Here is a 20053-nt window from a genome sequence, read left to right on the forward strand (position 1 = left end):
ATCAGTGCTTCCGCGGCGCGAGATAGACCAGCCAGCGCCGCTCGGCCAGCTTGAACATACGCACCAGGATGAAGGTCAGGCACAGGTAGAACACACCTGCGGTGATGTACGCCTCGAACGGCAGGTAGTACTGCGCGTTGACGGTACGCGCCGCACCCGTGATATCGATCAAGGTCACGATGGACGCCAGACTGGTGGTCTGCAGCATCATGATCACTTCGTTGCTGTACTGCGGTAGCGCCCGGCGCAGAGCCGACGGCAGCAGGATGCGGCTGTACATTTTATAGCGCGACATGCCCATGGCCTTGGCCGCCTCGATCTCACCATTCGGCGTGGCCTTAAGGCTGCCAGCAATGATTTCCGCGGTGTAGGCGCTGGTATTGACGGCAAAGGCCAGGCACGCACAGAAGGTCGCGCTCGACAGCCACGGCCACATGAGGCTATTACGCACAGCTTCGAACTGCGCCAGGCCGTAGTAGATCAAGAACAGCTGCACCAGCATCGGCGTGCCGCGAATCACATAGGTGTACAGCCAGGCCGTGATGTTCACCAGCGGCTGCTTGGAGACCCGCATCAGCCCCAGCGGCAGCGCCAGCAGCAGGCCGAAGAACAACGAGATAGCCAGCAGTTTCAGGGTGGTCAGCAGCCCGCCAAGGTACAGCGGCATCGCCTCCCAAATGACGTTGTAGTCGAAGATCATAGATCAGCCGCCCTTACGCCTACCGAGTAGCGCTTCTCAAGGTGACGCAGCGCCAGCAACGAGACACTGGTGAGCACCAGGTACATCGCCGCCACTGCGAGGAAGAAGGTGAAAGGCTCGCGGGTGGCATCAGCCGCCTGCTTAGCCTTGAACATCATGTCTTGCAGCCCCACCACCGAAATCAGTGCGGTGGCCTTGGTCAATACCAGCCAGTTGTTGGTGAAGCCCGGAATCGCCAGGCGAATCATCTGCGGCACCAATACCCGGAAGAACACCTGAAAACTGCTCATGCCGTACGCCATGCCGGCTTCTGCCTGACCCTTGGGAATCGCCATGAAGGCGCCACGGAAGGTTTCGGAAAGGTACGCACCGAAGATAAAGCCCAGGGTGCCGATGCCCGCCGCCAGCGGATTGAGATCGATGTAGTCGTCGAAACCCAGCAACGGGGCAACGCGATTGAGCAGGTCCTGGCCGCCGTAGAAAATCAGCAGGATCAGCACCAGGTCGGGAATCCCGCGGATCACCGTGGAATACAGATCGCCCAGCCAGGCCAGCCAGCGCACCGGCGAGAGACGCAACGCGACCCCGATCAGACCTAGAACAATGGCCAAGGCCATGGACGACAAGGCGAGCTGAAGCGTCAGCCAAGCGCCATCGAGGATGACAGCCCCGTAGCCTTTCAACATGATTCAGGTCCTCGAAAATTGGGATGAAAAAATGGCGCAAACTTCAGAGATTCTGCTGCTTGCGCCATCTCGGACTGACTGTCTCGACGGTATTACTGACCGTAAATGTCGAAGTCGAAGTACTTGTCCTGGATTTGCTTGTACTTGCCATTCTCACGAAGGGCAGCGATGGCGGCGTTGATCTTGTCCAGATCGGCCTTGTCACCCTTGCGCACAGCGATCCCTACGCCGTCGCCGAAGTATTTGACGTCGGTAAAGGCTGGACCCACGAAGGCGAAGCCCTTGCCCGAATCAGTTTTCAAGAAACCGTCATTCAACAGCGTAGCGTCCGCCACAGTGCCGTCGAGGCGACCGGCTGCCACGTCCAGGTAGATTTCGTTCTGCGAGCCGTAAGGCTTGATCTGGGCACCCAGCGGCGACAGGACTTCACGAGCGAAACGCTCGTGGATCGAGCCGCGCTGCACACCGATGTTCTTGCCCTTGAGCTCGGTCAGGCCATCACTGACCTGGGTACCGGCCTTCATGACCAGACGTGCCGGGGTGTTGTAGTACTTGTTGGTGAAATCCACAGACTTCTTGCGATCGTCGGTGATCGACATGGACGAGAGGATAGCGTCGATCTTGCGCACTTTCAGTGCCGGGATCAGGCCATCGAACTCTTGCTCGACCCACACGCACTTGACCTTCATCTCTTCGCACAGGGCGTTGCCGATGTCGTAGTCAAAACCGACGATGCTGCCGTCCGGCGCCTTGGAGGCAAACGGAGGGTAAGCCGCTTCGATACCAATTTTCAGGGGCTTTTCATCAGCGAAAGTCGGCAGGGAGAGCACGGACAGTGCCAGGGCGCCAAGAAGCACGAGTTTCTTCATCTTAGAACTCCATCGGTAAAGGGCGAAAACGGCAGAGTGAGCGACAGCCCAATATGCGAATGGGTGGAACAGCAATTGCGGCGCTGCGTCCCGGGGAGCCCAGAGAGGACTCACACACAGGCAACGACGAGCGAGTGACCGGCATTCTAACGACAGGCTGGAAGCCGATATTTCCTCAATGCGACAACAAATTACAGAAGCATCGAGAATGCCGGGGCAGCGCATTGACAGCTCTTCAAATCTATGCAAGAGCGAGAGACGGGGAACCGATCTATGCTGCAAATTGCGGGCCTATTATTGGCAAAGCCTTCTATTCCGGCAAGCGCAGCGTGATGACTTATTTTTTATATGGATATAAACAGCCCTGAAACGGGGCCTGGCGTTTCCCATTGCCCCGAAAACGGGCGCTGGGTTACACCTTTATCGGTCCAGGTAACATTCGGATACGTCGGCCGGATAAAACCGATATTTATTCGCACCTCTTCGCTTGCAAGCCCGCACCTACAAACACCGCACGCACCCGCGTAGACATCGCCTTAGCGGTAAATCACGCCCAACACGGCAGCCATGAAAAAGCCCCGCCCGGCGCAAGGCCGGGCGGGGCTGGATGACTCAGGAACCGCCTCAGGCGACGTTCATGGTCTTGTGGGTATCGATCAAATGCTGCACCACGCCCGGGTCAGCCAAGGTGGAGATATCTCCCAAACCGTCGTACTCCGCCGTGGCGATCTTGCGCAGAATTCGTCGCATGATCTTCCCGGAGCGAGTTTTCGGCAGGCCCGGCGCCCACTGGATGACATCCGGCGAGGCAATCGGACCGATCTCCTTGCGCACCCAGTTCTTCAGTTCCAGACGCAGGGATTCGCTCGGCTCTTCGCCACCGTTGAGGGTCACATAGACATAGATGCCCTGCCCCTTGATGTCGTGAGGCACACCCACTACCGCTGCTTCAGCAACTTTCGGGTGAGCCACCATCGCGCTTTCGATTTCGGCGGTGCCCATGCGGTGCCCGGAAACGTTGAGCACGTCATCCACGCGACCGGTGATCCAGTAGTAGCCGTCTTCATCGCGACGAGCACCGTCACCGGTGAAGTACATGCCACGGAAGGTCTTGAAGTAGGTATCGACGAAGCGGTCATGGTCGCGGTACAGGGTCCGCGCCTGGCCCGGCCAGGAATCCAGGATCACCAGGTTGCCCTCGGCAGCGCCTTCGATGATGTTGCCCAGGTTATCCACCAAGGCCGGGACCACGCCGAAGAACGGACGCGCTGCAGAACCCGGCTTCAAGGCATGCGCCCCCGGCAGCGGGCTCATCAGGGTGGCGCCGGTCTCGGTCTGCCACCAGGTGTCAACGATCGGGCAACGGGATCGACCGACGTTCTTGTAGTACCAGTCCCAGGCTTCCGGATTGATCGGCTCACCCACCGACCCCAGCAGACGCAGGCTGCTGCCATCGGCACCTTCGCAAGCGGCGGTGCCCGAGGCCATCATGGCGCGGATCGCAGTCGGTGCGGTGTAGAGGATGTTGACCTGGTGCTTGTCGACGATCTTCGCTACCCGGGTCACGTCCGGATAGTTCGGCACACCTTCGAACAAAACGGTGGTGGCACCGTTGGCCAGCGGGCCATAGACAATATAGGTGTGACCCGTGACCCAGCCGACGTCGGCGGTGCACCAGTAGACTTCGCCCGGACGGTAGTCGAAGACCCGCTCGTGGGTCAGCGATGCATAGAGCAGGTAACCGCCGGTGGTGTGCTGCACGCCCTTGGGCTTGCCAGTGGAACCGGAGGTGTAAAGGATGAACAGCGCCTCTTCGGCCCCCATCTCTTTAGGCGCACATACGCTACCGGCCACCTTCATCAGGTCTTCGTACCAGATGTCGCGATGCTGGTTCCATTTGATGTCACCACCAGTGCGCTTGCACACGATGACCTTCTGGATGCTGCTGGTTTCCGGGTTGGTCAGGGCGTCGTCGACATTGGCCTTGAGCGGGACCTTCTTGCCGGCACGAATGCCTTCGTCGGCGGTGATCACCACTTTCGAGCGGCAGTCGATGATGCGACCGGCCAGGGCTTCCGGCGAGAAGCCGCCGAACACCACCGAGTGGATCGCGCCGATACGGGTACAGGCCAGCATGGCCACCACCGCCTCGGGGATCATCGGCATATAGATAGTTACCACGTCGCCGCGGTGCACGTCCTGGCCACGCAGGGCGTTGGCGAACTTGCAGACTTCTTCATGCAGTTCGCGGTAGGTGATGTTGCGGCTTTCGGAAGGATCGTCACCTTCCCAGATGATCGCGAGCTGATCGCCACGCTCGGCGAGATGGCGATCCAGGCAGTTGTAGGAGACGTTCAAGGTGCCGTCGGCGAACCACTTGATATCGACATGATGGTCGTCAAAGGATGTCTGCTTCACCGTGGTAAAAGGCTTGATCCAGTCGAGGCGCTTGGCCTGCTCGCGCCAAAAACCGTCCGGGTTCACAACCGACTGCTGGTACATGGCCTTGTAGGTCGCCTCGTCAGTCAGCGTATTGGCCAAAACCTCGGGACGAACGGGATACAGAGAAGCCGCACTCATCTTTCTTACCTCGGTGACATAGTTGTTTTTGTATGACCCCGTTGTAGCCGGGGGGCGCCTATAGAACCATTCGACGATGGTAGTAACAACCCCCTGCGAAATACCCCGATATTTCCCGCAGCCCTTCAAGAGCGCTGCTTACAGCGCCATTCGTGCCAAGCAAAAAAGTTGGAATCGATCCTCGAACAGGGGTTTTTCGGCGATTGTTACAAAAACTGTCAAAAGTGTTTATCAAAAGTACGCCTATATGGCCGCTGATCTCAGGCCTAAAATCAGCCTCGCCAAACAGGCAATCTGATTAACCAAGTTGCAGCCCCCACGAAGGCAGTTAATCAAACTTCTACTCCAGTTCCACACGCAGCCCTACAAAGGCTGCGTGACCCCACACGACCTTAGAAAGGTAAAACGCAAATGAAAGCTTTATTAGTTCTGGCCCTCAGCAGTCTGTGCGCTACCGCGATGGCTGATGAGATCCCGACTGATGTCGCCAACCAGCAAGTACCGGTAGAGGAATACACTTACTCCACCGATCTGGATATCGCCAAAGTTATCTCCATGAGCGAAGTTCCAGAAGTATGCGAAGTTGTACCAGCACGTATGGAATATGAAGATTCGAAAGGTCAACGGCATATTCTTCAATACCGCGTAATGGGCAACGGTTGTTCTAACGGCTAATTGCCAAGTTCATTGCACCGACCTTGAGACTGCCGGCCGCAAGAAATCCCTCTTGCGGCAAAGATGCCCCGATAGCCGCCCCGCGCCGGGACGCTCAAAGGCATCGCCTCCTCGACGTGCGAGCACGGCAATCGCACGCGCTCTGACCCAGGATGCTCACCGCAGCAGATGAAGGTGATACCCGCCATGCAAGCATCGCCACCCAGGGCTCCGATCGTCGCCATTCAAGCAACCTCAAGCGAGCCATGTTGACGATTTCAACACTCGATTCAGATCGATTTCAGTTGTGTCAAAAACAGGAAAACGGCTTGCAAAAACACAACATCTAGTAAAATTGGCTATTTTTTGGCCACTTGCTGATATTTTTTTCAAGGGCAAAAAAAAATCTTCAGCGGCCAAAGCCTTGTAAACCCGCACTCTGCCCTCAGTCCCCGCCCTTCTCGAGCTCGCCTGCGCCCATCGGTCGCCCCACGACCCTGAAAATTTCCTTATAATGCGTCTTCAAAACGGGCCTGCAACATTCCCTTACCGGATGAAAACCACCTGCTGAATCCCGCGCAAGAGCCGACACCCTCAGCTCCGCCCGACAGCAGCCGCAGAGCACCCGGACACGAATTCCTCGTTTATTGCCTGCGTTCATGCTGCAACCAACGATTTCTTATGATTTAACGCGGCCAGTAGCGCCGTGTGAAAAGCCAACCCTTTTGTTTTCACACGGGCATCTGGCCCTCAAGCAGGAGACGACACGTCATGCTGAGCTGGGACGAATTCGACAAAGAAGAAGGCGAAGTCGCGGTCAAAGGCGCCAACGCCGGCCACGCTTCTGAAGCCAACATGGACCGCCTCGACAGCGCCGGAGGTGCCGCCGCTCTCGAAGCCCGCGCCGTGACCGCCAACGACTCCGCTGGCGTTGCCCGCGCCAAGGCCGCCCTGGACAAACTCGACATCGCCGAAGGCCTGGCCGAGCTGGAAGGTTCTTCCGCCCGTGTCGCCGTTGATGAAAAGCGCATGATCAACTGCCGCGCCGACCTCAACCAACTGGTGCCATTCAAATATGACTGGGCCTGGCAGAAGTACCTGGACGGCTGCGCGAACCACTGGATGCCGCAAGAAGTCAACATGACCGCCGACATCGCCCTCTGGAAAGACCCGGAAGGCCTGACCGACGACGAGCGTCGCATCGTCATGCGCAACCTGGGCTTCTTCTCCACCGCCGACTCCCTGGTTGCCAACAACCTGGTGCTGGCCGTGTACCGCCTGATCACCAACCCGGAGTGCCGCCAGTACATCCTGCGCCAGGCGTTCGAAGAGGCGATCCACACCCACGCCTACCAGTACTGCATCGAATCGTTGGCCATGGACGAAGGCGAGATCTTCAACATGTACCACGAGATTCCATCGGTCGCGAAGAAAGCCGCCTGGGGCCTGAAGTACACCCGTTCGATCTCCGATCCGAAGTTCGAAACCGGCACCGTCGACACCGACAAGGAACTGCTGCGCAACCTGATCGCCTACTACTGCGTTCTGGAAGGCATCTTCTTCTACTGCGGCTTTACCCAGATCCTGTCCATGGGCCGTCGCAACAAAATGACCGGTGTCGCCGAGCAGTTCCAGTACATCCTGCGTGACGAATCCATGCACCTGAACTTCGGCATCGACGTGATCAACCAGATCAAGATCGAAAACCCGCACCTGTGGGATGCCGACATGAAGGAAGAAGCCACCCAGATGATTCTCCAGGGCACCCAACTGGAAATCGAATACGCTCGCGACACCATGCCGCGCGGCGTACTGGGCATGAACGCGGCAATGATGGAGGACTACCTCAAGTTCATCGCCAACCGTCGCCTGTCGCAGATCGGCCTGAAGGAAGAGTACCCAGGTACCACCAACCCGTTCCCATGGATGAGCGAGATCATGGACTTGAAGAAAGAGAAGAACTTCTTCGAGACTCGGGTAATCGAGTATCAGACTGGCGGCGCATTGAGCTGGGATTGATTGCTCAAGATCGTTGTATCGTGAAACCGTTTCCCTAAACGCGAAACCGATACACCAAAAAAAGGGCTGCCATATGGCAGCCCTTTTTTGTTCGAAAGAAACCTGACTAGGAGCTACTTCCCTTGCCTCCTATCCGATACGACTGCTGGTCAGGCTGTCGATATGCGCGAAAAGTCGGTGAAGGTATTTCGGACTAGCCCCCCCACCCAGCGACTCGGCTCACGCCGCGAACTCACGGCTGCCAGAGCCAATCCACCCGGATGTGCAGCAGCGAACCCGCCTCAGATTTTTACGCAGGCAAATATCGCATTCCCGGATGTTGTGCTCCAGGGAATGAGCTTTTCGTAATCATGCTCAAGTACATGAACCTCAAAGTAGGGCCGCAACAGCGTTTTTATCTCGTCGAAACTCACCGCTACCATGGGATGCTCGTCATGCCAAACCTGGGTTTCATCAGCCATCGTTCTTTCGATACGCAACTTCAGCGATTGCTGTTCGCCAACACCCGGGTAGTTCCAAGCGGAGCTGAAACTGAAAAGACCGTCATCGTGCAGGGCGGAATGAGAGACGAACGAATTGTTGTCGATCATGTTCTTGTCCACTGCGTTGAAGCAGAACACACCGTCGGCTTCCAATGCGCGATGCACGCTCGCGATCAAGGCCTCAAGCCGTTCGATGCCAGCACTGTAATGAATGGAATACAAAAAGCAGGTAATCAGATCCTGCGGCTCAGTCACTGTAAAACCACACATATCCTGCAGCGAGAACTGCGCTTCTGGGCAGCGCAGGGCAGCTCTATCGAGCATCGGCTGATTGATATCGAGCCCAGCGCTCTGGTAACCGGCATCAATGAAATGACGGACATGCGGCCCAGTCCCGCAAGCCAGATCAAGGTGGCGCTTACCCCCATTACCAAATAGCTGCTGCAACCGCAGAACACACTGGCTTTGCGCCAGATAATCGATATCGGCGCACATGAGATCGTAATAACCCGAAAGGTCGGTATAGAGGGCGTTGTGGGGCATGGGGACCTGAAGGTTTATTCGGAGTATGGAGGGGGCACATCATATCCCAACCGAATCACAGGACGAGCAGGCGACTCATAGCCGTACTGTTCATCTCGTCTGCGAAGCAGATAAAATTCTTGGTGCTTGCATGGGCCACACGGCCAACCTCGTGAGACTGAAAAGACAAAGTTCGTGCAGGCCTCAAGGCCTGCCGCTATAAAGAGCCCTCCCCTGCTTAAGGATCCAAGCGCGCATGAAATTCGATACCGCCTACTGCATCAGCCTCGACGACAAGCTGTCGATCTATGACGTGCGGGATCTGAATTTCGATGAAACCATGGCCTTCGATTCGGCCAAGGAAAGCTTTCAGTGCCCCCACGATGAGTGCCGCGCAGCGTTCGATGCCGCCAATGAGTTGGGCACTTTCAATGCCAAGAACGTCAATTACATCCGCACCCCGCACTTCAAGAACCTGCCCGCCACGCTTCATATAGAAGGCTGTCCTTACGGTGTCAGCAAAGGTACCGGCAGCATGGAGGGGGTAGCGGCCGAAGATGATCGAGAGGAACACTTTCCTTGCGAATTGCTGCTGGCCCGCCGCGTCTACGTACGCCAACCGACCAGCCCGACAGCCACGGTGGATACGCCGCGAGACAATCCGCAAGCCACCACGAGCAACGCTCGCACACAGCACACCGGGCGCGACAGCACTCCGGACAAGACCAGTGTCTTCGCCCATCCAGTGGAATGCTTTGTGTCGAACATCGACGACAAGGAGCTACTCAAGCGCATGCCGCTGAAGATCGGCGAGCACAGCGCGTCCTATGCCTCGTTCTTCAAGAAGATCGAGTACCTGCAGGACAACAAGGGACTGATCTACTGGGGCAAGATCAAGCAGATCAAGGATTACACCCAGAGTTTTCGCATCGACTTCGAACAGAAGGTCTGGTTCAAGGAAGACGGCGAGAGCAAGAAGAAGCCTTATTCGGTCAACGTCTACCTGAGCAAGAAACTGGTGGAGAACTACCGCAAGCGCAGCGCTTTCCTCGAGGAGATCAAGCACGCCATCGACAGCGACAAAGAGCTGTATTGCTTCTTCTATGGCGTCACCCCGGAGTTAAAGCAGGTGCCGAGCAAGAAAAACCCCGAAGCGAGCTTCGGAGTGTTCAGCGCCAATCTCGAAAACCTGGATCACTTCATTATCCGTGAGGCACCGGGGTTGGAGACGCAGTAGCCCCAGGCTGTACTCCCTGTTGAACTGAGCGCAAGGCGATGATGAGCCTCAGGCCCAGAGCAATCGAGCCACCAAGCGTGAGGCTGCTATCACTGCAAGCACATGCAGAACAGCACCAGCAACAACAGGCCTACGTACACCCGGGCATGCACGCGGTCGGGGATCCGGCCGATCCAGGGTGCGGCCAGACGAATACCCAGCAGCGAGCCAAGGGTCAACACCAGAAACGCCAGCAGGTCGACATAACCGACAAACCAGGGGCCAAGGTCAAACCGACTGAAACCTGCCAAGGCCATATAGGTAGTGGTGCCTGCCAATGCCACAGGCACGCTCAGGGGATTGGCCATGGAAGTGGCCTGGGTCATGCTCAGACCGCACCGACGCAATAAAGGGACAGTCATTACGCTGCCGCCTACACCGAGAAAGGTGGCGATGATGCCTATTCCTACACCGCCGAAGAGGGTTTCGCCGGCTCCCAGGCGACGCAACTGCTGTCGTTTCGATTGCTCAAGAAACCCGCGACGCAGCAGGCAATCGGCGACGGTGACTCCCAGGTAGACAATAAAGGCATAGCGAATCAGCTCGCCGCTGACCCACATGGCCCCGGCCGCGCCGAACATTGCCCCCAAACCGATGTAGCCCCCCAGGGGCCACAGGTAATGACGGATGAGATTGCCGGCGCGCTGATGCCGACGGCTGGCAACCAGGGCATTGACGATCATCACGCAGGTCGAGGTGGCCACCGCGATATGCATCGCCGACTGCCCTGCTACGGAGTCGGCGCCCTGGCTGCCCAACAACATCCAGTACAGCAGGGGCACCACCACAAACCCGCCGCCAAAGCCGAACAGCACGGCGCTGATGCCGGTCAAGCAACCAAAGAGTGCCAGCAGTAGGTAGAACATCGAGCAGCGTCCGTCAGAGGAAGAAGCTCTGGACAATAGAACGCTGCGACTTGGCCGGCTTCAGCAAGTCAGCCAATAATGTTTGCGTTTACGCCAAGCACGGAGTGGGTCGGCATGCGCAACATCTCCATCGAGCAACTGGATCAAACGCCACGCCCGGTGCTGTCCATCGGCACAGACTATGCCGATGGACAACGCCTGCCGCGCCACCGCCACCGACGCGCGCAACTGTTGTATGGCGCCACCGGGGTCATGCAAGTGAGTACCGACCAGGGTAATTGGGTCGTACCGCCCCAACGTGCAGTGTGGATTCCACCGGGGGTGGAGCATGAGGTACTGATGCTAGGGGTCAGCACCCGCAGCCTGTACATCGAACCTGCCGCCGCGCCTCTGGATAACAGCAGCTGCCAGGTCATCAATATTTCGCCGCTGTTGCGCCAACTGCTCCTGGAGTCGGTGGAGATGCCCCTGGAGTACGATCCAGACGGACGTGATGGGCTGTTGGTCAACCTTATGCTGTACGAAGTGCAGCGCTGCCCCGCATTGCCGCTGCACATTCCCTTGCCGGCTGATGGCCGCTTGTTGGCGCTGTGCCAGGCCTTCCTCGCACAGCCCGATATCCACCAACCCCCCACGCACTGGGCAGGCCAGTTGCATGTCAGCCTGCGGACCTTCAATCGCTGGTTCCGCCAACAGACCGGCATGAGCTTCGTGCAATGGCGCCAACAGGCCTGCGTAATCCAGGCCCTGGCACGGCTGGCAGCGGCAGAGCCAGTGACACGCATAGCCCTGGAGCTGGGCTATGACAGCCCCGGCGCGTTCTCCACCATGTTCCGCCGGGTGCTGGGGCAATCTCCCACCAGCTACCTGAACCCAGGGCAACTGGCCCCGGGAAAAACCTTGTGACCAAAGGCTCGCGCAGTGGCGAAAATTGGATTTGATCCGGGAACAAAACAACTGTACAAATAACCAGTATAAAGCCAACGTACTGCCTAATCTCCCGGAGAAAACCATGGCCTCTCTAGCGATGAAAATCACCCTGGAACGTATCGCCCTCTATCAATTCACCCCGCAACACTGTGCCCAAGCCCGGGACATGCTGGATTGGGACATGGACCAACTGTCCAGCGAGTCCGCAGTCTCGGTGCAAGCCATCCAGCGCTTCGAGGCCGGTTACGAGGTGCGTGACGTAACCCGCCTGGCTCTGGCGTTCTGTCTTGAAGCCCAGGGCCTAGTGTTCTTCCCGGGCTTTACTCCCGGCCGCGGCATGAACATCAAGGGTGCCACCCCCAACCCCATGGAGCGCCCTGACTACGCCATGCTCGAATGAGCCAGTGCCTTGAACAGTTGATCACGCAAGGCCGGCGCTGACAGGTGGGTCGAGTCCAGGCGCATGACTGGACAGGCCAGGTTTTGGATCCAGGTTTCATGACGACGCAGACTGCGGGTTCCGTGGCCACCGTCGTCGTAACCTGCAGCCCAGGCAAGGAAGGTTTCGGTCGCGGCGTAGCGCTCGCCACCTTCGAAGATCTGCTCGCCGTAACGCAGGAACTCCCGCGCACGCAATCGTTGCAGGCGGACCTCAGGGTCCAGTTGCACCAGCACCGCCAGGGTGAAACTGGGAATCAGCACATCCCCCCAACCACAGAGCGAGCCGGACAGGACCCAGTCCGGCTCCGCCAGTACCTGGGCTTGCAGCTTATGGATCCGCTCCTCACGAGGGCGCCGGCAACTGAAGGGCTTGGCACTGGGTTGCCAGTAGAAATCATCGGAGTCGAAGTGCTTGCAGCGCAGATGCTCGGCCAGCTCCCGCCCCAGAGTCGTGGTCCCGGAGCCGGACGCGCCGAAAATGTGGATTCTGTTGGCCATGACGCCACTCCTTTGCGGCGGACATCCAGCAGGCTACTACAGCCTCGCCTGTCTTCGCCCTGCCACATCGGCGCCAGGCCTGGATCAAGCAGACTCGACGCTCGCCTGCTCCTGGGCACCTTCCACCTCGAGCCACCAGGCTCCTCCCCGCTGGGGTTGTGCCAGGCTGAAGGCTTCGCCCATCAGCGGCGTGGTAATGCTGATGCTGCGCTCCCAAGCCAAGGCCAGGATGCGGTCGAAGGGTTCGTGCCAGGCGTGCATGGCCAGATCGAAGGTGCCGTTGTGAATCGGCAGCAGCCAACGGCCCTGCAGATCGATGTGAGCTTGCAGGGTTTGCTCCGGTTGCATGTGTACGTGTGGCCATTCGACGTTGTAGGCCCCGGTTTCCATCAGTGTCAGGTCAAACGGACCGTATTGCTGGCCAATGCGTTTGAAGCCGTCGAAGTAACCGGTGTCGCCACTGAAGAAAATCCGCGTCGGTCCGTCGATCATCACCCAGGATGCCCATAAGGTGTGATTGCCATCGAACAGGCCGCGTCCGGAGAAATGTTGCGACGGCGTGGCAACAAATCGGATGCCGTCGACCTCACAGCCCTGCCACCAGTCCAACTGTCGGACCTTGGCTGCCGGCACGCCCCATTTGATCAAGGTATCTCCAACCCCCAGCGGGGTCAGAAAGTGCCGGGTCTTGTTCGCCAGGGTCAGCACCGTCTGGTGGTCCAGGTGATCGTAATGATCGTGGGAAAGAATCACCGCCTCTATCTCCGGCAGCGCATCCAGGCTGATGGGCGGCTGGTGGAAGCGCTTCGGACCGGCCCACTGCACCGGTGAGGCACGTTCGGCAAACACCGGGTCGGTGATCCAGAACTTGTCGCGCATTTTCAGCAACACCGTGGAGTGCCCAAGGCGAAAGACACTGTGATTAGGCGCCGCCTGCAGTTGCTCGCGGGTCAATGGCTGCACCGGTATGACTCCGGCCGGACGGGTATTGCTGGGTTTGTGGAACAGCATGTTCCAGAAAATCTGCAGGGTTTTACCGAAGCTGGCACGACGCACCGGCGCGTGATTACGAAAGGCACCCTGCTCCTGGCGCGAGGTTTCCTGACGGGGAGCACGGGTGATGCTGGACGAGAGAGTGGCCATGACTGAAATAACTCCATGGAACGCAACAAGGTTCCGAGGTTGCTCTGCGGGACGATCTACTGGCCAAGGCACGCAAGCATCAGCCGCCAATCAGTGTTTTCAATAAAACTACACTACACAGTGTAGTTTCTACATTGCAACAGAATTAAGACGAAGTAGACTGCCGAGTGTTTTCACCATCCACCCTCACCGAACCCAACTTATGACAGCCCCGAAGCGCCTCACCGACCTCAAACGCCAGGCCATCATCCAGGCGGCGATCAACGAATTCCGCGCCAGCGGTTTCGAAGTCACCAGCATGGACAAGATTGCCGCGACGGCCGGGGTTTCCAAGCGCACGGTGTACAACCACTTCCCCAGCAAGGAAGAGCTGTTTGCTGAAATTCTGCATAAGCTCTGGGCCAGCATCAGCGCGCAATCGGAAATCGCCTACCGCAGCGACCTGCCCCTGCGCGGGCAGCTGGAGAAACTACTGCGGGCCAAGCTACAGCTGCTGGCGGACGACAACTTCCTCGATCTGGCCCGCGTGGCCATCGCTGCGGCCATCCACTCACCGGAACGGGCGCAAAACATGGTGGCGCGCCTGGGCGAACGGGAAGAAGGCCTGACCCTGTGGATTCGCGCCGCCCTGGCCGACGGCCGCCTCAAGCCAGTGGACCCGGAATTCGCTGCTTTGCAAATGCACGGACTGCTCAAAAGCTTTGCCTTCTGGCCTCAGATCACTCTAGGCCAGCCTCCCCTCGCAGCGGATATGCAGACTCAGGTCATCGAGTCGGCTCTGGACATGTTCCTCGCCCATTACCAGGCCTGAATCTGGGTACATCCGGCCGGACCACGTTCCTGGCCACTGTGAAATGGCTTCGAAGGACACTGATTATTCTCATTGGAATAAATGACAATATTCACCAGAGTGATCCGACAAGCGGCCATGCCGTAAAAACACCACCAGGTGTTTCAGTACAAAATCCAGTGCAGGAATTTATGGAAAATCAACGCGGCAAAGGGCTTTCATTTGCCCGGCGCATTTATCGGCCAAGGATTATCGGCCTGGGAATTGGCGCCATCAGCGTCTTCGCCACCCTCTATCCCCTGGATCTGCCCAACTGGACATGGGCCTTGCTTGTGTTCAATGGCCTGGTCTGGCCTCATCTGGCCTATCAGCTTTCTACCCGTTCGGCCTTTCCCTACCAGGCGGAACGCCGCAACCTGCTGTATGACTCGCTGATGGGCGGATTCTGGACCGCCACCATGCAGTTCAACCCCCTGCCGGCGGTGACCATCCTGTCGATGATGGCCATGAACAACGTGGCCGCGGGCGGCTTGCGCCTGTTCATCCGTGGCAGTCTCAGCCAGTTTGCCGGAGTGCTGTTGTCCTGGGCGCTGTTCGGCGCCAGCTTCAATACCCAGATCACCGCGCTGCAGATCTATGCCTGCCTGCCGATGCTGACCCTCTACCCGCTGGCAGTGGGCATAGTCTGCTACCGGCTGGCAATCAAACTGTCCGAGCACAAGCGTGCCCTGAGTGCCCTGAGCCGCACCGACAGCCTCACCGGCCTGCTCAATCACGGCTCCTGGAAAGACCTGCTGCACATCAAGTTCCACAAGTGCCAACAACGGCAGATGGAAGCCAGCATCGCGCTGATCGACATCGACCACTTCAAGACAATCAATGACACCTACGGCCACATCATCGGCGATACGGTGCTGCGCCATTTGAGCAGCGAACTGCGGCGCAATCTGCGTCATGACGACCTCGCCGGGCGCTACGGTGGCGATGAGTTCTGCGTGATCCTGCCGCGCATGAGCCAGTCGCAGGCGCTTGATGTCATGGAACGCCTGCGCCAGATCTTCAGCCAGTACCGACACCCCCAAGTACCCGAGCTGAAGGTCAGCCTGAGCATCGGCCTGGCCGCTTTCAGCCCTGACTTCCAGGACCCTTCCAGCTGGCTCAATGCTGCGGACAAAGCCCTGTATCTGGCGAAGAACGGTGGGCGCAACCAGACCGCCAACAATGCTGGCAAGTCCCATTTCGAGCAGACACAAATGGCATAAGCGCCCCATTAACTTGTACAAAAAAGAAGCAAAAAATATTTTTGTACAAGTTTATTTGGATTTTTCAGCGCCTCCGCCATCATAATGCTGCCACTTTGCTGCGGCATAACAACCTCCTATGGAGGATTGCTGCCATAGCCAATCCACCCAACCCAATCGATTCGCAGCCGTTAACTCACCTCTTGATACGGCCAGCGGCGCTCGCCCGAAGCGTCGCCCGTTGCATCGCTGCGAATTTGTCTGTCAGTCATGGAGCGCTGGCATTGAGCAGATAGTGCCGAACGCCAGGGAGCTTTCGGCATACCGGCGCACTCAATAGGGATCGACGCAACGTTTCTCCCATAGAGCAGCCAACATGTTATTCAACCGTCACAACAAGACCATCGATTCCCAGCGCCAAACCATCACCGAACAAGCGCGCATGCTGGACGCTATCGACCGCTCCATGGCCGTGATCGAGTTCGATCTGCAGGGCAACGTACTGCGCGCCAACGACAACTTCCTCAAGACCCTGGGTTATCGAGAAGATCAAGTGATCGGCCAACCCCATCGCCTGTTCTGCACCCCGGAATACGCCCGCAGCAGTGACTATCAGCAACTGTGGGCGCGCCTGAAAGACGGCCGCTTCGAATCGAGGACCTTTGAGCGCCTCGGCAGCACCGGGCAGAGCCTGTGGCTGGAAGCCAGCTACAACCCCATTCGGGACGAATCCGGCGCGGTATACAAAGTAGTCAAGTACGCACTCGACGTCACCGCCAAGGTGCAAGCGGAAGTCGAGGCCCGGAGCAAACTGGAAGCCATTGACCGGGCAATGGCGGTAATCGAATTCAACCTCGACGGCAGCATCATCAGCGCCAACGCCAACTTCCTCAGCCGCACGGGCTACAGCCTGAACGAAATCCTGGGCAAACATCACCGGATGTTCTGCAAACCCGACCTGGTCAACAGCAGCGCCTACCAGGACTTCTGGAGCCGCCTGAACAAGGGCGAGTTCTTCAACGGCCAGTTCGAACGGATCGACAAGCACAGACGCACACTGTGGCTGGAAGCCAACTACAACCCGGTCTACGACGCCAGCGGGCGCCTGTACAAGGTGGTCAAGTACGCTGCCGACGTTACCCTGCAGGTGGAAAAACACGAGCAGGACGCCCAAAGCGCGAGCCAGGCTTATCACATCTCGGTCGAAACCCGTAAAGTCGCCGAGCAAGGCACCGGGGTGATCCAGCAGGCCGCCAGCGAAATGCGCCAGATCGCCGATAACATCGAAGACTCCTCATCGCTGATCGCCAAACTCGGTGAACGCTCCGAGCAGATCACCGCGATCGTCAACACCATCCGCGCGATTGCCGACCAGACCAACCTGCTGGCCCTCAACGCTGCCATCGAGGCCGCCCGGGCCGGGGAGCAGGGTCGCGGCTTTGCCGTGGTGGCCGATGAAGTCCGGCAACTGGCCTCACGCACCAGTGGCTCGACGGCGGAAATTTCCAGCATGATCGAGATGATCCAGAACGAAACGCTGCAAGCCATCAAGAGCATGGATGGCACCCGTGAGCGGGCGGCCAAGGGTGTCCAGTTGGCGGATCAGGCCGGTACGGTGATCCTGCAGATTCGCGATGGAGCCAGTGATGCGGTGCAGGCTGTGAGCATGTTCGCCGGCGCACGCAGCACACCCTGAGGATCACTTTCCGCAGGTCGACAGTGCCCCCGGGCCGAGCCTCGGGGCTATAGTGAGCCAACGTCCCAGAGCCTGGCGGAGGCCATCATGAGTTCCAGCGACACCCCGGAAAAAACCGACCCGGTCATCGACCATCTGCGCTTTCACCGCGCCCACGCCCACCTGGCAACGACAGCTTTGCCTTGAAGGCCGAAGCCTTTGCACGGTTCTTCGGCACCCCGACCTTTCTCGGCGCGCAAACCCTGATCGTGGTGGTCTGGATCGCCCTGAACCTGGCTGGAGTCACCCAGTTCGACGTCTATCCCTTCATCCTCCTGAACCTGGCTTTCAGCCTGCAAGCGGCCTACGCCGCCCCGCTGATTCTCCTGGCCCAGACTCGCCAGGCAGCCCGGGACAAGGCCCAAGCTGACGCGGATGCGCAACACCGAGAAGCCCTGGCCGTTGCCAACAGCGAGCGCCAGGCCCAGGCGGCACAGACCACCACACAACTGATGGCTCTGCTGGAACAGAACACCCGCCTGACGGAAATGACCAAAGAACTGACCGAACGCATCGAGACCCTCACCAGCGAAATGCACGAGCACTTCGTGCGCAAGGATCCACCGCAGGCCTGAGGACTTCAGGCCCAACGCAAGTGGCGCCCCAGCTCATCGAACAGCGTCACCACCGAGCGCAGGGCCCGACAGTCCGGACGGGTCAGCAGCCACAGGGCTGTTTCATGACCCACAGGCTCGCCCAACGCTTCCAGTCCGCCGCTGCCAACCAGAAAGTCCGGCAGCGCGGCAACACCCAGGCCGGCACGCACCAGCTCGGTTACCGACAACATGCTGTTGCAACGGTAGCTGGGCTGTACGCCGGGCCACTGCTGGCGACGCCAGGCCACGGTGGGGTGATCGGGAAGAAAGTCATCCGGCGCTATCCACGCCACGTGCGACAGATCGCTGCAATCGACTCGTTGCCGGTACGCCGGGCTGGCGCACACGCGATATGACACCGCGCCCAGGCAGCGCCCCACCAGATGCTCGGGCGGTGTCGCGGTCAGGCGTACGGCAATATCCGCATCGCGCCGGTTGAGATTGGCGAAATCGTTGGAGGTACACAGCTCGATAACCAGCGCCGGATACTGCGGCATGAACTGCGCCAGGGCCGGTAGCAACAGGCCTTGCAACACCGAGTCGGTACAGGTCAGGCGTACTGTACCGCTGATCACCTCACCGCCCTGGGCCACACCGATCCGCGCTGCATCCAGGGCCTGCTCTGCCTGCTCGGCCTGCTGCGCCAAGGCCTGGGCCAGGCTGCTGGGCAGATAGCCAGCGCGACTCTTGTCGAACAGTTGCTGACCGAGCCCGGCTTCAAGCCGGCGCACGGCACGAAACACCGTCGAGACATCGACCTTGAGCAGGGCTGCAGCCCGGGCCAGGGAGCCGCCACGGACCAGGGCGAGAATCAGCGACAGGTCGGGATAGTCCAATTGATAGTGCGTGGCTGCATTGATCACTTGGGTAAACGCCAATATTGATTGCGTAAGCGCCAATCTATAGTGGCCTCAGGCAATCGACAAGTCAGCGCCATAACGGGAGAGCCCCATGCACGCACGCGTACCGACACCAACCATCCGTATCGCCTTGGTGGGGGATTATGATCCGCAGATCACCGCGCACCAGGCGATTCCCCTGGCCCTCGATCGGGCTGCTGCCGACATCGGGATTCGTGTGGATTACCAGTGGCTGGCCACCCAGGCGCTGACCCACGAAGAACAGCTGGAAGGCTTCGATGGCATCTGGTGCGTACCTGGCAGCCCCTATCTGAATATCCATGGGGCACTGCTGGCGATCCGCCTGGCGCGGGAACAGCAACGCCCCTTCCTTGGCACCTGCGGCGGCTTTCAACACGCGGTTCTGGAATACGCTCGCAACGTGCTGGGCTGGGCCGATGCCGAACACGGCGAGATCGCGCCCGACGCCGAGCGAGTGCTGCTTACTCCCTTGAGCTGCGCCCTGGTGGAGGCCCACGACCAGATTCGACTGCAAGCCGGCAGCCGCATCGCCAGGGCCTACGGCACCCAAGACATCGAGGAGGGTTATCGCTGCCGCTACGGGGTCAACCCGGACTTCGCCGGGCCCTTGCTCAGCGGCGCCCTGCGCCCCAGTGGCCATGATCAGGCCGGTGACTTGCGGGCCGTGGAACTGGATGGCCATCCGTTCTTCATCGCCACCCTGTTTCAACCCGAGCGTGCTGCCCTCCAGGGGTGCACGCCGCCCCTGACCACCGCCTTGCTCACCGCCTGCCTGGAGGCGCGCACGTGATCGGCCAGACACCCGCCCTGCCCTACTACGCGGTGATCTTCAGCTCCAAGCGACGCGAAGCGGATTCCGCCTACGACCAGGCAGCCGCACGCATGGTCGAGCTGGCCCGCCAGCAACCGGGGTTTCTCGGGGTCGAATCGGCACGGGGCGAGGATGGTTTCGGTATCACGGTGTCCTACTGGGACAGTGAAGCGGCAATCCGTGCCTGGAAGCATCACGCCGAACACAGCACCACCCGCGAGCGTGGTCGCGTCGACTGGTACACCTACTTTCATACCCGGGTGAGCAAGGTCGAACGCGCCTACAGCTTCGGCGTGTAAGGCAAGACCCTGAGCCACCGGAGACAGCGGTTCA

18 protein-coding genes and 3 pseudogenes are annotated in these 20053 nt (G+C 59.1%); 12 read left to right on the forward strand and 9 right to left on the reverse strand.

What is annotated here, in order from left to right; genetic code table 11:
- Window position 1: 1 nt before the first annotated feature.
- The 4 genes from GV818_RS07995 to acs form a co-directional block, all read right to left on the reverse strand.
- Window positions 2-700 carry an ABC transporter permease gene (locus GV818_RS07995; protein WP_161776305.1) on the reverse strand — a complete coding sequence of 233 codons (699 nt, stop codon included), beginning with the start codon at window positions 698-700 and terminating at the stop codon, window positions 2-4.
- Window positions 697-1386: an ABC transporter permease gene (locus GV818_RS08000; protein ID WP_161756021.1), complete on the reverse strand. Its 690-nt coding sequence runs from the start codon at window positions 1384-1386 to the stop codon at window positions 697-699. Before GV818_RS08000 ends, GV818_RS07995 begins: the two co-directional genes overlap by 4 nt.
- Before the next feature lie 92 nt (window positions 1387-1478).
- Entirely contained in the window at window positions 1479-2255 is a 777-nt protein-coding gene (locus GV818_RS08005) for an ABC transporter substrate-binding protein (protein WP_161776306.1), read from the reverse strand.
- A gap of 624 nt (window positions 2256-2879) precedes the next feature.
- The gene (gene acs / locus GV818_RS08010) at window positions 2880-4835 is read right to left on the reverse strand and encodes an acetate--CoA ligase (protein ID WP_161776307.1); all 1956 of its coding nucleotides are present in this window, start codon (window positions 4833-4835) and stop codon (window positions 2880-2882) included.
- A gap of 411 nt (window positions 4836-5246) precedes the next feature.
- Between acs and GV818_RS08015 the strand changes: the two genes are divergently transcribed.
- Both GV818_RS08015 and GV818_RS08020 read left to right on the forward strand, forming a co-directional pair.
- Entirely contained in the window at window positions 5247-5510 is a 264-nt protein-coding gene (locus tag GV818_RS08015; RefSeq protein ID WP_161756024.1) for a DUF2790 domain-containing protein, read from the forward strand.
- 750 nt (window positions 5511-6260) lie between these two features.
- Window positions 6261-7508, forward strand: a complete 1248-nt coding sequence (locus tag GV818_RS08020; RefSeq protein WP_161756025.1) for a ribonucleotide-diphosphate reductase subunit beta — start codon at window positions 6261-6263, stop codon at window positions 7506-7508.
- Between the two features lie 281 nt (window positions 7509-7789).
- Here GV818_RS08020 and GV818_RS08025 read toward each other — a convergent pair whose 3' ends face one another.
- On the reverse strand, window positions 7790-8533 hold the full coding sequence (locus GV818_RS08025) for a class I SAM-dependent DNA methyltransferase (protein ID WP_161776308.1): 744 nt from the start codon (window positions 8531-8533) through the stop codon (window positions 7790-7792).
- A 235-nt stretch (window positions 8534-8768) separates the two neighbouring features.
- Here GV818_RS08025 and GV818_RS08030 point away from each other — a divergent pair, with 235 nt between their 5' ends.
- On the forward strand, window positions 8769-9749 hold the full coding sequence (locus tag GV818_RS08030; protein ID WP_161776309.1) for a hypothetical protein: 981 nt from the start codon (window positions 8769-8771) through the stop codon (window positions 9747-9749).
- An 89-nt stretch (window positions 9750-9838) separates the two neighbouring features.
- Here GV818_RS08030 and GV818_RS08035 read toward each other — a convergent pair whose 3' ends face one another.
- On the reverse strand, window positions 9839-10654 hold the full coding sequence (locus tag GV818_RS08035) for a sulfite exporter TauE/SafE family protein (RefSeq protein WP_161776310.1): 816 nt from the start codon (window positions 10652-10654) through the stop codon (window positions 9839-9841).
- Window positions 10655-10768: 114 nt separating this feature from the next.
- Between GV818_RS08035 and GV818_RS08040 the strand changes: the two genes are divergently transcribed.
- Window positions 10769-11560, forward strand: coding sequence for an AraC family transcriptional regulator (locus GV818_RS08040; protein ID WP_161776311.1), 792 nt, complete (start codon window positions 10769-10771; stop codon window positions 11558-11560).
- 106 nt (window positions 11561-11666) lie between these two features.
- Window positions 11667-11984: an XRE family transcriptional regulator gene (locus GV818_RS08045; protein WP_161756030.1), complete on the forward strand. Its 318-nt coding sequence runs from the start codon at window positions 11667-11669 to the stop codon at window positions 11982-11984.
- Here GV818_RS08045 and GV818_RS08050 read toward each other — a convergent pair.
- Both GV818_RS08050 and GV818_RS08055 read right to left on the reverse strand, forming a co-directional pair.
- Window positions 11966-12523 carry an AAA family ATPase gene (locus GV818_RS08050; RefSeq protein ID WP_161756031.1) on the reverse strand — a complete coding sequence of 186 codons (558 nt, stop codon included), beginning with the start codon at window positions 12521-12523 and terminating at the stop codon, window positions 11966-11968. The two genes, GV818_RS08045 and GV818_RS08050, sit on opposite strands and share 19 nt — an antisense overlap.
- An 84-nt stretch (window positions 12524-12607) precedes the next feature.
- Window positions 12608-13666, reverse strand: a complete 1059-nt coding sequence (locus tag GV818_RS08055) for an MBL fold metallo-hydrolase (protein ID WP_161776312.1) — start codon at window positions 13664-13666, stop codon at window positions 12608-12610.
- 202 nt (window positions 13667-13868) lie between these two features.
- Here GV818_RS08055 and GV818_RS08060 point away from each other — a divergent pair, with 202 nt between their 5' ends.
- From GV818_RS08060 to GV818_RS08075, 5 genes and pseudogenes are all read left to right on the forward strand, one after another.
- The gene (locus tag GV818_RS08060; RefSeq protein ID WP_161756033.1) at window positions 13869-14477 is read left to right on the forward strand and encodes a TetR/AcrR family transcriptional regulator; all 609 of its coding nucleotides are present in this window, start codon (window positions 13869-13871) and stop codon (window positions 14475-14477) included.
- A gap of 170 nt (window positions 14478-14647) precedes the next feature.
- The gene (locus GV818_RS08065) at window positions 14648-15718 is read left to right on the forward strand and encodes a diguanylate cyclase (RefSeq protein ID WP_161776313.1); all 1071 of its coding nucleotides are present in this window, start codon (window positions 14648-14650) and stop codon (window positions 15716-15718) included.
- Window positions 15719-16163: 445 nt separating this feature from the next.
- Window positions 16164-16838, forward strand: a pseudogene (locus GV818_RS34955) (PAS domain-containing protein); the annotation flags it as partial.
- Between the two features lie 117 nt (window positions 16839-16955).
- Window positions 16956-17393: pseudogene (locus GV818_RS34960) on the forward strand (methyl-accepting chemotaxis protein); the annotation flags it as partial.
- An 87-nt stretch (window positions 17394-17480) separates the two neighbouring features.
- A pseudogene (locus GV818_RS08075) lies at window positions 17481-18007 on the forward strand (DUF1003 domain-containing protein).
- Window positions 18008-18012: 5 nt separating this feature from the next.
- Here the strand turns inward: GV818_RS08075 and GV818_RS08080 are convergent.
- Window positions 18013-18891, reverse strand: coding sequence for a LysR family transcriptional regulator (locus tag GV818_RS08080; RefSeq protein ID WP_161756201.1), 879 nt, complete (start codon window positions 18889-18891; stop codon window positions 18013-18015).
- A gap of 88 nt (window positions 18892-18979) precedes the next feature.
- Between GV818_RS08080 and GV818_RS08085 the strand changes: the two genes are divergently transcribed.
- Window positions 18980-19699 carry a CTP synthase C-terminal region-related (seleno)protein gene (locus GV818_RS08085; protein ID WP_161776315.1) on the forward strand — a complete coding sequence of 240 codons (720 nt, stop codon included), beginning with the start codon at window positions 18980-18982 and terminating at the stop codon, window positions 19697-19699.
- On the forward strand, window positions 19696-20019 hold the full coding sequence (locus GV818_RS08090) for an antibiotic biosynthesis monooxygenase family protein (protein ID WP_161776316.1): 324 nt from the start codon (window positions 19696-19698) through the stop codon (window positions 20017-20019). The genes GV818_RS08085 and GV818_RS08090 overlap by 4 nt, the downstream gene beginning before the upstream one ends.
- Window positions 20020-20053: the final 34 nt, after the last annotated feature.

Origin of the sequence: Pseudomonas sp. Fl4BN1, from assembly GCF_009908285.1 — a bacterium.
Classification (GTDB): Bacteria; Pseudomonadota; Gammaproteobacteria; order Pseudomonadales; family Pseudomonadaceae; genus Aquipseudomonas.